The sequence below is a fragment of the Lysobacter enzymogenes genome (assembly GCF_017355525.1).
GTDB classification, from domain to species: domain Bacteria; phylum Pseudomonadota; class Gammaproteobacteria; order Xanthomonadales; family Xanthomonadaceae; genus Lysobacter; species Lysobacter enzymogenes_C.
In genome coordinates, this window is sequence record NZ_CP067395.1 from 5,446,434 (window position 1) to 5,461,218 (window position 14,785).

Genomic DNA, 14,785 nt, shown 5'->3' on the forward strand with positions numbered 1-14,785 from the left:
TCCTGCAGGGGTGCTCCGATGGAACGATAAATCCCACCGCGCACGCGGCCCCGCCGCTTGACTCCCGCGCCGCCGCCCCTACGATATGCACACGCAACACCCACCCCTTTCCTCAGGCCGCCCCGTCATGCAGCGCTTCCCGCTCCTGATATCGCTGAACGCCCTGCGCGCGAGCGCGGGCCGGGTGCGCCTGCCTCCTGCGATCTTGGCTTCGCGGTCGAACTGACCCGCGTCGTTCCGAGTCGTACGAAACAAGCACCCGCCCGGGTGCTTTTTTATTGCCCGCGCTTCGCGAAACCGCCGGTTTTCCCTCTCATCGCACCACCCGCAATCCCAAGGAGAACGTGTCGTGAATACCACGGAAGACACCCAAGCCTAGCCGCGCATCCCGCAGCCAACCGGGACGCGCGGCGACCCTCGATGTTGGCCACGATTGCGAACCTACTTATGAACACCCCGCTTACTAGCCGTGCCTCCGCCAGCCGCTGGCGCAACCTCGGCATCATCGCCCACGTCGACGCGGGCAAAACCACGCTGACCGAACGGTTGCTGTGGAAAACCGGCGCGATCCACCGCACCGGCGAAGTCCACGACGGCGCCGCCACCACCGACTTCGACCCGATCGAACGCCGCCGCGGCATCACCATCGGCGCGGCCGCCGTGCAGGCGCGCTGGACGCCGCACGACGGCGACGAGCATCGCCTGACCGTCATCGACACCCCCGGCCACATCGACTTCGCGATCGAAGTCGAACGTTCGCTGCGCGTGCTCGACGGCGCGGTCGCCGTGTTCAGCGGCGTCGACGGCGTGCAGCCGCAATCGGAAACCGTGTGGCGCCAGGCGCGCCGCCACGGCGTGCCGCTGATCGCGTTCGTCAACAAGATGGACCGGGTCGGCGCCTCGCTCGAGCACACCCTCGCGCAGATGCGCGAGAAGCTCGACGCGGTGGCGTGGGGGCTCGGCGAAACCGTCGGCAGCGAGTCCGAACTCAGCGGCTGGATCGACTATGTGGCGCGCGAAAACGTGTCGTGGGACGAGGCCGGCAACGCGTCGCGCCATGCGTGGAGCGAAGCCGAAACCGCTCGTTTCGAGCCGGCGCGCCAGCGCCTGATCGAAGCGGTCGCCGACCACGACGACGCGCTCGCCGAGGCTTTCCTCGACGGCCGCGCCATCGACGCCGCGCTGCTCAAGGCCGCGCTGCGCCGGGCCACCCTGGCCGGCGCGGGCACCCCGGTGCTGGCCGGCTCCGCGTTCAAGAACAAGGGCGTGGAACCGCTGCTCGACGCCATCGTCGATTACCTGCCGTCGCCGCTGGACCGGCCGGCCGTGCGCGCGCAAAGCGAACGCGGCGAAGTCGAACTGGCGGCCGATGCCGAAGGCCCGCTGGCCGGTCTGGTGTTCAAGATCGTGCAGCAGGAACACGGCGCGCAGACCTTCGTGCGCCTGTACTCGGGCACGCTGCGGGTCGGCGATACGGTGTGGGCGTCGCGGCGCGAGAAGGCGTTGCGGGTCGGCCGTCTGCAGGTCGTGCAAGCCGACCGCGGCCAGGACGTGGACGTGGCGTACGCAGGCGAAATCGTGGCGGTCGTGGGCTGGAAAGACGCGATCAGCGGCGAAACGCTCAGCGACGCCGGCGAGCGCCTGGCGCTCGACAGCATCCAGGCGCAGCCGGCGGTGCTGTCGTGGCGGTTGACTGCGGCGAAGTCGGGCGACTTGATCCGTCTCGGTCAGGGGTTGGCTAGTCTGGCCCAGCAGGATCCGTCGTTCCGTGTCGGCACCGATGCGGATACGGGCGAGACCTTGGTCTGGGGCATGGGCGAGCTGCACCTGGAAGTCATGGTCGACCGCCTGCGCGAGCTGTGGAACGTCGATGTGCGCACCGGTTCGCCGCGCGTGGCCTATCAGGAAACGCCGAGCCGCGCGGTGCGCGGCGTGGAAGGCAAGCTGGCGAAGCAAACCGGTGGTAATGGCCAATACGCGCGCGTCGTCATCGACGTGACGCCGCGCGAAGACGGGCAGTTCGAGTTCGTCGACCGCACCGTCGGCGGCGTGGTTCCGCGCAACTTCGTCGGCGCGACCGAGAAGGGGCTGCGGGCGGCGCTGGCCGAAGGGCCGCAAGGCTTCCCGGTGGTGGGTTTGACCGTCAGCCTGACCGACGGCGAGACCCACGCGGTCGACTCGTCGGAGATGGCGTTCCAACGCGCCGCCGCCGATGCGCTCAAGGCCGCGCTGGCGCAAGCCGGCACGACCGTGCTCGAACCGGTGATGACGCTGGTGGTGGACACGCCCGCGGCCAACGTCGGCGACGTGGTCGGCGACCTGCAACGGCGTTCCGGCCGCGTGCTGTCGATCGAGGACAAGGGCGGCCGCAGCGATGTGACCGCGCGCGCGCCGCTGGCGCAGCTGTCGGGCTATACGACGACGCTGCGTTCGCTGACCCAGGGCCGCGCGTCGGCGTCGATGGTGTTCGACGGCTACGAAGTCGCGCGCGGGCTGCCGAAAGCCGCGTAATGCAGCAAGACGAAAAAGGGGCCGGTTCGCCGGCCCCTTTTTTGCGCGCGATTCGGTCAGTCGGGCGTTACCAGCCGGCCAGCGTCAGCTTGCCGATCGTCGCGCCGGATTCGAGCCGGCGATGCGCTTCGCGCAACGTCGCCGCATCGATCTTGCCGAGCGTTTCGGTATGCGTGCCCTGCAGCTCGCCGCTGTCGATCAGCTGCGCCACGCGGTCGAGGATCTTGCCTTGCTCGATCATGTCCGGTGTGCGGAAGCGCGGTCGCGCGAACATCATTTCCCAGTGGATGCCGATGCACTTGAGCTTGTACGGGTCGCCGATGTTGAGCGCGCCGGTCGGCTCCACGATCAGGCCGACGCTGCCTTGCGGCGCCAGCAGTTCGCCCAGTTCGGCCCAGTAGCGCGCAGTGTCGGCGAGGTTCAGCGCCGCGTCGACCTGTTCGATGCCGAGTTCCTTGAGCTGCGCGGTCAGCGGCTGGCGATGGTCGATCACATGGTCGGCGCCCATCTTGCGGCACCACGCCACGGTTTCCGGCCGCGAGGCGGTGGCGATCACTTCGAAGCCGGCGCGCTTGGCGATCTGGATCGCGATCGAGCCCACGCCGCCGGCGCCGGCGATGACCAGCAGCTTCTTGCCGCGGCCGCCGGTTTCGCTGTCGAACGGCATGCGCTGGAACAGCAGCTCCCAGGCGGTGATCGCGGTCAGCGGCAGCGCCGCGGCTGCGGCCGCGCTCAGCGAGGCCGGCGCGGCGCCGACGATGCGCTCGTCGACCAGATGCAGTTCGCTGTTGCTGCCCGGGCGGCTGATGTCGCCGGCGTAGTAGACCTTGTCGCCGACCTTGAAGCGGGTGACGTCCGCGCCGACGGCTTCGACCGTGCCGGCGGCGTCGTAGCCGAGCACGCGCGGCTGCGCTTCCACCTGCGGCTTGGGCGAACGCACCTTGGTGTCGACCGGGTTGACCGAGATCGCCTCGACCCGCACCAGCAGATCGTGGCCGCTGGCGACGGGCGCGGGCAGTTCGACGTCGGTCAGCGATTGCGGATCGTCGATGGGCAGATAACGGGTGAGGGCTACGGCTTTCATTGCGGACTCCGGTTGCGTGGGGGTTGCGGTTGGCCGGCATCGCGGGGCGATGCCGGATTGTGCGGGATCGGTGCTTGCGGTGTTGCGAAGTCCGGCGCCGTGGCCTTGCGCGTCGCGGGCGCCGGGTTCAGCGCGCGCCGAACAGCAGGGTGTCGTCGAGCGAATCGGCCATCGCGCGATAGCCGGCGTCGCCAGGGTGCAGGCGGTCGCCGGAATCGAAGACGGCCTGCATGCGCGCCGGGTGCGCGGGGTCGCGCAGCAGCGCGTCGAAATCGGCGACGGCGTCGAACTCGCCGCTGCTGCGGATCCAGGCGTTGACCTGCTGGCGGACGTTTTCCTTTTGCGGATCGAAGTAACGCTTGACCGGCGCGTCCGGCAGCGCGCCTTCGAACGGGGTCAGGGTGGCGCCGACGATGCGCACGCCGGACTGGCGCGCGCGTGCGATCAGCTGGCGGTAGCCGTCGATCAGGCGCGGCGCGCTCATCGCCTCGCGCGTGGGCTCGAAGCTGCTGCCGGGCCAGCCGATGTCGTTGATGCCCATCAGCAGCACGACCGTGTCGGGGCGCTGCGCCAGCACGTCGCGCTCGAATCGCGCCAGCGCGCTGACGCCCATGCCGTCGTTGAGCACTTGCGCGCCGGAAATGCCGGCGTTGAGCACGGCGATGTCGCGCGCGGCCAGGCGCTGGGCGAGGAAATCGGGCCAGCGACGGTTGCGGTTCGGCGTCGACGCGGCGCCGTCGGTGATCGAATCGCCGAACGCGATCACGCTGCGCACCGGGCGCGCGGATTCGACGTAGACGCCGCTCAGGTACGGCCGGCTGGAAATCTTTTCCGCGCCGTCCAGCGCCGGCTGCGCGCTGCGGTCGCCGCGGGCGAGGTAGGCGTCCTGCGCGCCTTCCCAATGGAAGCTGCGCAGCGCGGCGTCGTCCGGCAGGTACAGGCTGACCGCGAGTTCGGCCAGCGCCGGCGCACTGAGTTCGACCGGATCGCTGAGCATCGGCGCGCCCGGCAGCAGGGTGACCGAAGGTTTGCCGCCGAAGGTCAGCGCGCGGTCGCTGGCCGCATCGATGCGGTCGCCGCCGAGGCTGCGGGCGATGCGCGCGGCGCCGATGGTCACCGGCGCGCGGCCGTAGGCGTTCGACAGGGCGATGCGCACGCGCTCGCCGCCGAGGCTGATGCGCGCGACCTGGCGCACGGTCTGGTCGCCGAGCCGGTCGGGCGCGTTGTTCGGCAGGACGAAGCCGGCGTCCCAGGTCGGCTGCGGGCTGGCGGCCCAGGTGCCGACCCAGCGCGTCGGCTCGGCGGCGTGGACGGGGGCGAGCAGGGACAAGGCCACGGCGAGCGCGGCCAGGGGTTTGCGCGGGGAGAAAGCGTTCATGGGTGGGAACCGGTGAGGCGTCGGGGAGTCGACGCCGGCCAAACTAGGCTCTTCCGAAATGCCGCAGTAGCCGCGCGGATTGCATATGATTCATTCCAATCGGGAATGGATTGGCTGAGGTTTCGATGGACACGCTTCGCGGCATGCGCACCTTCGTGCGCGCGGTCGAGCTCGGCAGCCTGTCGGCGGCCGCGCGCGAGCTGCGCACCACCCAACCGACCGCGAGCAAGCAGGTCGCCGTGCTCGAACGCGAGCTCGGCGTGCGCCTGCTCCAGCGCAGCACCACCCATCTGGCCCCGACCGAACAGGGCCGGCGCTTCTACGAACGCGCGCGGCGGGTGCTGGAGGAGTACGGCGAAGCGGTCGACGATGCGCGCGGCCTCAGCCAGACCCCGGCCGGCGTGTTGCGCGTGGCCGCGTCGGTCAGCCTCGGCGTGCTGCATCTCAATCGTCTGGCGCAGATGTTTTTGGCGCGCTATCCGCAGGTCGAGATCGAACTGATCCTCAACGACCGCTACATCGATCTGGTCGAGGAGGGCATGGACGTGGCGCTGCGCCTCGGCGCCAGCCTGCCGCCGACTCTGGTCGCGCGGCGCGTGGCCGCGTCGCCGCGCGGGCTGGTCGCGTCGCCCGACTACCTGCGCGCGCATCCGCCGCTGCGCGAACCGGCCGACGTGGCCGCGCACAACTACCTGCGTTACGCCGGCGCCAGCGAAGAACTGGAGCTGACCGGTCCCGACGGAACCCGCGTGCGCTTGGCGGCCGACGGCCGCTACCGGATCAACAATTCGCTGGCGATCCGTGAAAGCTTCGCGCTCGGTGCGGGCATCGGGCTGGCACCGGCGTGGTTGGTGCAGGATTTGATCGATGCGGGCCGCTTGAGCTGGGTGTTGCCGCGGTGGCGCGCCGCTTCGCACGATGCTTATGTGGTGTATCCGGCGCGGCGTCATTTGCCGGCGCGCACTCGGGCGTTCGTCGATTTTCTCGCCGCCGAGGTGCCAGGGTTGCCTGGGTTCGAGGCGGTGCCGGAGAACGTTTGAGCGCAGGTGGGCGGTGTTGTCGGCGTGAGTCGCAAAATTGCGGCTCTCGCTCTCGCTCTCGCTCACGCCGAGTCCGCCCCCTCCGCTTTTACCGTCATTCCCGCGAAAGCGGGAATCCAGAGACTTCAGAGTCATGCCGCGATAAAGCCCTGGATCCCCGCCTTCGCGGGGATGACGATCTTGGGAGTTGCGCGCGTTGTGGCGATCGCCGCTATCGAGGCGAAGCCGACGATCGAAAGACCTCAGCGCCATCGTTCCGGTCTCGACCGCACTCAACCCGCGCAAGCCGCGACGGTCTCGCCGACGCGCTGCGGCGCCTGCGCGCCGCGCCCCTTCGCATCCAACTTCGCCGCCCACACCGCCAGCACCAACCCCGACAGCGTCACCAACGCCGCGACCCAAGTGACCGCGCCCAACCCCGGCCCGTGCTCGATCACCGCGCCGCCGAGCCAGGCGCCCAGCGCATTGCCGAGATTGAACGCACCGATGTTGAGGCTGGACGCGAGGTTCTGCCCGGCCGCGTCGGTCTTGCGCAACACCCACAACTGCAACGGCGGCACCGTCGCGAACGCGGCCACGCCGAGCAGACCGACGAAGGCGACGGCGGCGATCGGGTTGTGCAGCGCGAACGTCATGACGGCGAGCACCGCCGCCAGCGCGATCAGCGTGCCGATCAACGCCGGCGCCAAACGCTTGTCCGCGAAGCGCCCGCCGATCAGGTTGCCGAGGATCATGCCGCCGCCGAACACCAGCAGGATCGGCGACACCGCGGCTTCGCCGAAGCCGCTGACGGTGGTCAGGATCGGCTGGATGAAGGTGTAGACGGTGAACACGCCGGCGAAGCCCAGCACCGTCATCAGCAGGCCGAGCAGCACCTGCGGATGCAGCACCGCGCGCAGTTCGCGCCGCAGCGGCGCCGGCTCGGGCCGGCTGCGGTCGCGCGGCACCAGCGTGGCGATCACCACGGTCGCGATCACGCCGATCAGCGCCACCGCCCAGAACGTCGAACGCCAGCCGAAGTGCAGGCCGAGCCACGCGCCGGCCGGCACGCCGAGCAGGGTCGCCACGGTCAGACCGGTGAACATGATCGAGATCGCCGACGCCTTGCGGTCCTCCGCGACCAGCCCGGTGGCGACGACCGCGCCGACGCCGAAGAAGGTGCCGTGGGCGAGCGAGGTGACGACCCGGGCGATCATCAGCACCGTGTAGTTCGGCGCGATCGCGCAGACGATGTTGCCGGCGGTGAAGATCAGCATCAGCGCCACCAGCACCGCCTTGCGCGGCATGCGCCCGGTGGCGACGGTCAGCACCGGCGCGCCGACGAACACGCCCAGCGCGTAGCCGGAGATCAACAGCCCGGCCGCGGCCAGCCCGACCTGCAGGTCGGCGGCGACCTGCAACAGCAGGCCCATGATGACGAACTCGGTGGTGCCGATGCCGAACGCGCCGACGGTCAGCGCGTACAGCGCCAGCGGCAGGCGCGCGCGGCCGCCCGGGGCTGGCGCGGCGGTGGAGGCGGGGGAGGGGGCGTGCATGGGACGCATCCGGGGCAAGAAAGATGCGCCATCGTGGGCCGTTGCATCTTGTCGAAAAACCCGCAGGATGGCGAATCACTCTCAACCCAGAATTGAAAATCGCGTGGACCGGATCGCCGACCTGAACCTGTTCCTGCGGGTCCTGGACCTGGGCTCGATCAGCGCGGCCGCGCGCAGCCTGGACCTGTCGGTCGCGGTCGCCAGCCAGCGCCTCAAGCGCCTGGAGCGCGACCTCGGCGTGCGCCTGCTGCACCGGACCACGCGCCAGTTGCATCCCACCGCCGAGGGCCAGGCCCTGGCCGACCGCGGCCGCGCCCTGATCGAGGAGCTCGAAGGCCTGACCGACGACCTGCGCCGCGCCGGCAGCGAACCGGCCGGGCTGGTGCGGGTGACCACCTCGGCCTCGTTCGGCCGCATGTACCTGTCGCCGCTGCTGCCGGAGTTCCAGCGCCGCTATCCGCTGGTGCGGCTCAGCGTGAACCTCAGCGACGAGAACCTGGACCTGATCGCTTCCGGCATGGACCTGGCGATCCGCATCGGCGCGCTCAGCGATTCGGGCCTGATCGCGCGCAAGCTGGCCGACAACCGCCGGGTGCTGGCGTGTTCGCCGGACTATCTGCGCCGGCACGCCGCGCCGCAGCAGCCGCGCGATCTGGCTCAGCACGAATGCTTGTTGCTGGTCGGCGCGCAGGGGCGGCTGGAGGATTGGCGCGTGCTCGATGCCGCGGGCGCGGAGACGGTGGTGCGGGTCAACGGGCGCTTGGAGAGCAATTTCGGCGAAGTGCTGCGCGATGCGGCGCTGGCCGGATTGGGCATCGCGCATTTTTCGCTATGGCATGTGCACGAGGATTTGCGTGCGGGGCGTCTGGTGCAGGTGTTGCCGCGGCATCGGTTGCCGGATACGGCGATCCATGCGGTGATGCCGCAGCGGCGTTATGTGCCGTTGCGGGTCAGGGCGTTTGTGGATTTCGTGGCGGAGGCGTTTGGGGAGGTGCCGCCGTGGGAGCGGGAAGGGTGAGTGGTGCGGTGTCGCGTCGTTCCGGCGAAAGCGGGGATCTGCGCTGGCTTCGTTGTTGTTCTTGCTCTTGTCGAAGCTGCGGGTGACGACAAGCGAAAATCCAAAGCTTCCGTCCGCAAGCGGCCGGGTCACTTTCTTTGTCTTGCCAAAGAAAGTAACCAAAGAAAGGCGCTTTCCTTGTTCTTCGAATCAAGAGCCACTAGGGCTCGTCAGTTGCGCAGGGATGCGGGACAAGGGCCATCCTGGCCCGGTCCCGCACGCGCGCATCCATGCGCGCGCCCTATCGGGTCTGCGCAACGACCGCATCGGCTCGTCGGCAAGCGAAGCCACCCGCAGCCCCCTGTAGGAGCGGCGCAAGCCTCGACCGCGGATCCGCAATTACGTCGCAACCTTCAACCGAGCGCGAACGCACCAGATGCCGGCATCTCGCATACACGCGGCGAATATCGCCTCATCGATGCCTGCGTCGCCGCTTCATCGACGCGGTCGCGGCTCGCGCCGCTCCTACAAGTAGCCCCTGTAGGAGCGGCGCAAGCCGCGACCGCGAATCCGCAATCACGCCGCAACCCTCAATCGAACGCGAACGCATCCAACGCCAACGACCCCATCTCGTGCGAACGATGGATCGTGCGCGCGGTCGGCGCTTCGCCCGCCGCGCCCAGGGCCACGAACAACGGCATCAGATGCTCCACGGTCGGATGCGCATGCTTCGCATGCGGCGCCTGCGCCTGCCAGTCCAGCAAGGCCTCGCGGTCGCCGGCGGCGAGCTTTGCGTGCATCCAGCCGGCGAATTCGGCGGCCCAGTCGGGCATCGGCGCGTCGCGCTCGCTCCAGTCCAGGTCGCCGAGGTTGTGCACGAAGCCGCCCGAGCCGATCACCAGCACGCCTTCGTCGCGCAGCGCGGCCAGCGACTGGCCGATGGCGAAATGCTGGGCGGCGGTGCCGTACGGCAGCACCGACAGCGGCACCACCGGGATGTCGGCCTGCGGGTACATGCGCCGCAACGGCACCCATACGCCGTGGTCGAGGCCGTGGTTGTCGCGCAGCTTCGGGTTCAGGCCGGCATCGGCCAGACGCGCGACCACCGCTTCGGCCAGGCGCGGATGGCCCGGCGCCGGGTACTGGATCTGGTACAGCGGCTGCGGAAAGCCGCCGAAGTCGTGCACGGTATGCGGCCGCGCGTGGCCGCCGGCCATCGGCCGGTCGGTCATGAAGTGGGCCGAGGCGATCACGATCGCGCGCGGCCACGGCAACTGCCGGCCCAGGTCGTCGAGGAAGCGCCCGGCCGGCGAGTCCTCCAGCGCCAGCATCGGCGAACCGTGCGAAAGGAACAGGGTCGGCAAACGGGTCGGGATGTCCATGGCGCAAGGGTGATCCTCGCCCCGGCGATTTCCAAGCCGCTCGCCCGCGCCTGATCGTTCTGCGATTGGCGGCAATCGCGAGCGATAGTGTCGATTGTTGATGCGGACCCAGCCGGGCGGCGTCTTCCATACCCGTCCGGTCCGCCGCACCGCCGCGCTCTGGCAAAATAGCCGGCTCTCTCACCGCAGGCCTTTCGCCCATGAGCCACTTCGACATCCGTTCGACCGTCCGCCCCGACCCCGACAAGCCCATGGTCGACATCGCCGACTACGTCGCCGAGTACAAGATCGACTCGAAAGAGGCTTACGACACCGCCCGCTACATGCTGCTGGACTCGCTGGCCTGCGCGGCGCTGGCGATGGACCACAAGGAATGCCTCAAGCACCTCGGCCCGCTGGTGCCGGGCGGCGAGATGAAGGGCGGCGCGCGGGTGCCGTTCACCTCCTACGAACTCGACCCGGTCCAGGCCGCCTACAACATCGGCGTGCAGATCCGCTGGCTCGACTTCAACGACACCTGGCTCGCGGCCGAATGGGGCCACCCGTCCGACAACCTCGGCGCGATCCTCGGCGTCGCCGACTACCTGGGCCGCAAGGCCGAGGCCGAAGGCGGCAAGGCCATGACGGTGCGCGACGTGCTCGGCCACGCGATCAAGGCGCATGAAATCCAGGGCGGCTACGCGCTCAAGAACTCGTTCAACCGGGTCGGCCTCGACCACGTGATCCTGGTCCGCCTGGCCTCGACCGCGGTCACCACGCAGATGCTCGGCGGCGGCAAGGAAGAGATCATCACCGCGGTCTCGCACTCCTGGATCGACAACGGCGTGCTGCGCACCTACCGCCACGCGCCGAACACCGGCCCGCGCAAGAGCTGGGCCGCCGGCGACGCCTGCCGCCGCGCCGTCACCCACGCGCTCAACGCCAACAAGGGCGTGGTCGGCTACCCGAGCGCGCTGTCGGTCAAGACCTGGGGCTTCTACGACATCTCGTTCAAGGGCAAGCAGTTCGAGTTCGAGCGTCCGTTCGGCAGCTACGTGATGGAGAACGTGCTGTTCAAGATCTCGTTCCCGGCCGAGTTCCACGCCCAGACCGCGGTCGAGTGCGCGATGCAGCTGCACGATCAGGTCAAGGACAAGCTCGACCAGATCGAGCGCGTCGAACTGGAGACCCAGGAAGCCGGCGTGCGCATCATCGACAAGACCGGCCCGCTGGCCAACTACGCCGACCGCGACCACTGCCTGCAGTACATGGTCGCCGTGCCGCTGATCTTCGGCCGCCTGACCGCCGACGACTACGTCGACGCCGTCGCCGCGGACCCGCGCATCGACGCGCTGCGCGACAAGATGACGGTCAAGGAGAACGAGCAGTTCACCAAGGACTACTTCGACCCCGACAAGCGCTACATCGGCAACTCGGTCCAGGTGTTCTTCAAGGACGGCAGCTCGACCGACAAGGTCTCGATCGACTTCCCGATCGGCCACCGCAAGCGCCGCGCCGAGGGCATCCCGGTGCTGATGGCCAAGTTCGAAGCCGCGATCCGCGCCAAGCTGCCGGCCGCCCAGGCCGACCGCCTGCTGGCCCTGGCCAACAACCCGGCCGAGCTGGAAGCGCTGCCGGTGACCGAGTTCATGAGCCTGTTCGTGCGCGCCTGATCCCGGCCGGGAATGCGCAGATGCGCGGTCCGTGCCTGGGGCCGGCGCATCTGCGCAAACCGCTGCCAGGATTCGCACTCCAGAAGTGCAGTTTCAGCTGAACGGAACTGCACTTTCCAAGCTGAACGAATTGCGACCGGATCCCGTATTTCATTGAACCGGCTCGAATGTTAGACGGTTGTTAACACCGCTTTCACGTTGGCAAACCTAACCTGCGCGGGTCGGCGTCGTCCAGGCGGCCGTCCTGAACGGTAGAAACCTCGCAGACGCGGTTTCCATTTATTAAGAACCAGGAGCTACAAGATGAATAAGAAACTCCTCTGCGCCGCCCTGCTGGGTGGCCTGAGCCTCGCCCAGGTGGCCAGCGCCCAGGACTTCGACGACCGCTGGTACCTCACCGGCGCCGCCGGCATGAACATCCAGGACAACGACCGCGGCACCCGCAACGCGCCGTTCGGCGCGATCGGCCTGGGCAAGTTCCTCAACAAGAATTGGTCGCTCGACGGCGAACTGAACTATCAGAACCCGAAGTTCGACGCCAACCAGGACGCCAACTGGAGCCAGTACGGCATCTCGTTGGACTTGCGCCGCCACTTCGTCACCGACGGCCGCAACTGGAACCCCTACATCCTCGCCGGCATCGGCTACCAGCGTTCGGAAGAGGAGTACTTCATTCCGTCGCCGCTGTCGCCGGCCAAGCGTAAGGACGGCAACTTCGCCGCCAAGGTCGGCGTCGGCATCCAGGGCGACCTGGGCCGCGTCGGCATCCGCACCGAACTCGCCTACCGCGCCGACTTCGACGACCAGAGCATCAACGCGTCGAAGGAAGACTGGTTCGGCGACGTGCTGGCCTCGGTCGGCATCGTGGTGCCGCTGGGTCCGGAGCCGAGCGCTCCGGTCGTCGCGCCGCCGCCGGTGCAGCCGGGCTGCGCCGACAAGGACGACGACGGCGACGGCGTCAACAACTGCGACGACAAGTGCCCGAACTCGCAGGCTGGCCAGACCATCGGTCCGGACGGCTGCCCGGTTCCGGTTACCATCGACCTCAAGGGCGTGAACTTCGATTTCGACAAGGCGACCCTGCGTCCGGACGCCGTGGCCATCCTCAACGAAGCCACCGAAATCCTGAAGCGCTATCCCGAGCTGAAGGTCGAAGTCGCCGGTCACACCGACCTGTGCGGCAAGGACGCTTACAACCAGAAGCTGTCCGAGCGCCGCGCCAAGGCCGCTTACGATTACCTGACCAGCAACGGCGTCGATGCCGGTCGCCTGCAGGGCCCGATCGGCTACGGCGAGAGCCGTCCGCTCGAGCAGACCCCGCAGACGCTGCCGGGCTGCAAGAGCGAAAAGAACCGCCGCACCGAGCTCAACGTCCAGAACTGATCGGACGACGCGGCTGCCGTGGGCCTGCGGGCCCGCGGCTTGCGATACCGGGAAGCCCGGCCAAGGCGCCGGGCTTCTTTTTTGTGTGATTTTTTCTGCGGCGACCCGCGATGAGGGAATGCGCGAATTCGGAACTGGTACGCAAATCTTTAGGCAGTTTCGACCGTTCGTCGGCCCGGCTGTCCCGATGTGAGCGTAAAAAGCGCGGAAGCGTTACACACGAACCAGTTCTCGCTCGCCTGAACTCCGTTAAGTGGTATTAACAAGTTTCTTGACAGTGTATGATCCCCCCGCCAGTGACCGCGGCGCCCGGCTCGTGCCAGTGCTGAAAGTGTCTCTGCCATAGAGTCAGCGCCGCAGAAGACTGTCCCGATCACACAGTCCCGATCTACCCCCCGTTCCGATCGATCTGAAGGAGTTACAAATGAAGATCCGTATGTTGAGCACCGCTTTGCTGGCGGGCTTGGCTTTCTCGCAGGTGGCCAGCGCGCAGGATTTCGACGACCGCTGGTACCTCACCGGCGCCGCCGGCATGAACATCCAGGACAACGACCGTGGCACTCGCAACGCTCCGTTCGGCGCGATCGGCCTGGGCAAGTTCCTGAGCAAGAACTGGTCGCTCGACGGCGAACTGAACTATCAGAACCCGAAGTTCGACGCCAACCAGGACGCCAACTGGAGCCAGTACGGCATCTCGCTGGACCTGCGTCGCCACTTCGTGACCGACGGCCGCAACTGGAACCCGTACATCCTCGCCGGCATCGGCTACCAGCGTTCGGAAGAGGAGTACTTCATTCCGTCGCCGCTGTCGCCGGCCAAGCGTAAGGACGGCAACTTCGCCGCCAAGGTCGGCGTCGGCATCCAGGGCGACCTGGGCCGCGTCGGCATCCGCACCGAGCTCGCCTACCGCGCCGACTTCGACGACCAGAGCGTCAACGCGTCGAAGGAAGACTGGTTCGGCGACGTGCTGGCCTCGGTCGGCATCGTGGTGCCGCTGGGTCCGGAACCCGTCGCTGCGGTCGCTCCGGCTCCGGTCGTGGAGCAGGGCTGCGCCGATAAGGACGACGACGGCGACGGCGTGAACAACTGCGACGACAAGTGCCCGAACTCGCAGGCTGGCCAGACCATCGGTCCGGACGGCTGCCCGGTTCCGGTCTCGATCGACCTGAAGGGCGTGAACTTCGATTTCGACAAGGCGACCCTGCGTCCGGACGCCGTGGCCATCCTCAACGAGGCCGCCGAGATCCTGAAGCGCAACCCGAGCCTGCGCGTCGAAGTCGCCGGTCACACCGACCTGTGCGGTAAGGACGCTTACAACCAGAAGCTGTCCGAGCGCCGCGCCAAGGCCGTGTACGACTTCCTGACCAGCAACGGCGTCGACGCCGGTCGCCTGGCGGGTCCGGTCGGCTACGGCGAGAGCCGTCCGCTGGAGCAGACCCCGCAGACGCTGCCGGGCTGCAAGAGCGAGAAGAACCGCCGCACCGAGCTCAACGCTCAGAACTAAGCGGCAGGCGCGCGCCGTTCGCGGCGCGCGTAGCGACACCGAAGAAGCCCGGCCTCGTGCCGGGCTTCTTTTTTGCGTCGGCTTTTTGCGTCGTTTTTTGCGGCAGCGCCGGCTTTTGTGGGAGGGGCTTCAGCCCCGACGTTTTTCGCCCAGGTCGCAGCGAAGCGAAACAACAGCGTCGGGGCTGAGGCCCCTTCCATAAGAGCGCCCGGCAAGAGCGCCCGGCTTCGATGGCGTCGCGCGGCGTTCGCACACGGCGACGGGCGGCGACCCGTGCCGCCGCGCGGGCTTGCGTCCCGCAGTTCGGCCCGTTCATAAG

General features: G+C 68.3%; 12 protein-coding genes. 7 read left to right on the plus strand and 5 right to left on the minus strand.

Translation table 11 applies throughout. The features are described 5' to 3' along the window. Positions 1 to 447 precede the first annotated feature (447 nt). Positions 448 to 2,511: an elongation factor G gene (gene fusA / locus JHW38_RS22995; protein WP_207523603.1), complete on the plus strand. Its 2,064-nt coding sequence runs from the start codon at positions 448 to 450 to the stop codon at positions 2,509 to 2,511. A 67-nt stretch (positions 2,512 to 2,578) separates the two neighbouring features. Here fusA and JHW38_RS23000 read toward each other — a convergent pair whose 3' ends face one another. Both JHW38_RS23000 and JHW38_RS23005 read right to left on the minus strand, forming a co-directional pair. Continuing rightward, a complete protein-coding gene (locus JHW38_RS23000; protein WP_207523604.1) occupies positions 2,579 to 3,595 on the minus strand; it encodes a zinc-binding alcohol dehydrogenase family protein in 1,017 nt (338 codons plus the stop codon). Positions 3,596 to 3,722: 127 nt separating this feature from the next. Continuing rightward, complete coding sequence (locus JHW38_RS23005) at positions 3,723 to 4,973, minus strand: SGNH/GDSL hydrolase family protein (protein ID WP_207523605.1); 1,251 nt, start codon at positions 4,971 to 4,973, stop codon at positions 3,723 to 3,725. A 125-nt stretch (positions 4,974 to 5,098) separates the two neighbouring features. Here JHW38_RS23005 and JHW38_RS23010 point away from each other — a divergent pair, with 125 nt between their 5' ends. Next, a complete protein-coding gene (locus JHW38_RS23010; protein WP_207523606.1) occupies positions 5,099 to 6,013 on the plus strand; it encodes a LysR family transcriptional regulator in 915 nt (304 codons plus the stop codon). Between the two features lie 272 nt (positions 6,014 to 6,285). Here the strand turns inward: JHW38_RS23010 and JHW38_RS23015 are convergent, their stop codons facing one another. Then, positions 6,286 to 7,548 (minus strand): MFS transporter, encoded by a 1,263-nt coding sequence (locus tag JHW38_RS23015; protein WP_207523607.1) that lies wholly within the window; start codon positions 7,546 to 7,548, stop codon positions 6,286 to 6,288. 103 nt (positions 7,549 to 7,651) lie between these two features. Between JHW38_RS23015 and JHW38_RS23020 the strand changes: the two genes are divergently transcribed. Beyond that, positions 7,652 to 8,566 (plus strand): LysR family transcriptional regulator, encoded by a 915-nt coding sequence (locus JHW38_RS23020; protein ID WP_207523608.1) that lies wholly within the window; start codon positions 7,652 to 7,654, stop codon positions 8,564 to 8,566. Between the two features lie 569 nt (positions 8,567 to 9,135). On the opposite strand, the gene JHW38_RS23025 is transcribed toward JHW38_RS23020, so the two are convergent. Continuing rightward, positions 9,136 to 9,927 (minus strand): DODA-type extradiol aromatic ring-opening family dioxygenase, encoded by a 792-nt coding sequence (locus JHW38_RS23025; protein ID WP_207523609.1) that lies wholly within the window; start codon positions 9,925 to 9,927, stop codon positions 9,136 to 9,138. Between the two features lie 200 nt (positions 9,928 to 10,127). Here JHW38_RS23025 and JHW38_RS23030 point away from each other — a divergent pair, with 200 nt between their 5' ends. The 3 genes from JHW38_RS23030 to JHW38_RS23040 all read left to right on the plus strand — a co-directional run bounded on the left by JHW38_RS23030 (position 10,128) and on the right by JHW38_RS23040 (position 14,466). After that, on the plus strand, positions 10,128 to 11,579 hold the full coding sequence (locus JHW38_RS23030) for a bifunctional 2-methylcitrate dehydratase/aconitate hydratase (protein ID WP_207523610.1): 1,452 nt from the start codon (positions 10,128 to 10,130) through the stop codon (positions 11,577 to 11,579). Between the two features lie 303 nt (positions 11,580 to 11,882). After that, complete coding sequence (locus JHW38_RS23035; RefSeq protein WP_207523611.1) at positions 11,883 to 12,962, plus strand: OmpA family protein; 1,080 nt, start codon at positions 11,883 to 11,885, stop codon at positions 12,960 to 12,962. 424 nt (positions 12,963 to 13,386) lie between these two features. Beyond that, complete coding sequence (locus JHW38_RS23040) at positions 13,387 to 14,466, plus strand: OmpA family protein (protein ID WP_207523612.1); 1,080 nt, start codon at positions 13,387 to 13,389, stop codon at positions 14,464 to 14,466. Here the strand turns inward: JHW38_RS23040 and JHW38_RS26110 are convergent. After that, positions 14,463 to 14,666 carry a DUF6053 domain-containing protein gene (locus JHW38_RS26110; RefSeq protein ID WP_428995272.1) on the minus strand — a complete coding sequence of 68 codons (204 nt, stop codon included), beginning with the start codon at positions 14,664 to 14,666 and terminating at the stop codon, positions 14,463 to 14,465. The genes JHW38_RS23040 and JHW38_RS26110 overlap by 4 nt on opposite strands. Here JHW38_RS26110 and JHW38_RS26115 point away from each other — a divergent pair. Next, positions 14,584 to 14,784, plus strand: coding sequence for a DUF6053 domain-containing protein (locus JHW38_RS26115; RefSeq protein WP_428995273.1), 201 nt, complete (start codon positions 14,584 to 14,586; stop codon positions 14,782 to 14,784). The two genes, JHW38_RS26110 and JHW38_RS26115, sit on opposite strands and share 83 nt — an antisense overlap. Position 14,785 lies beyond the last annotated feature (1 nt).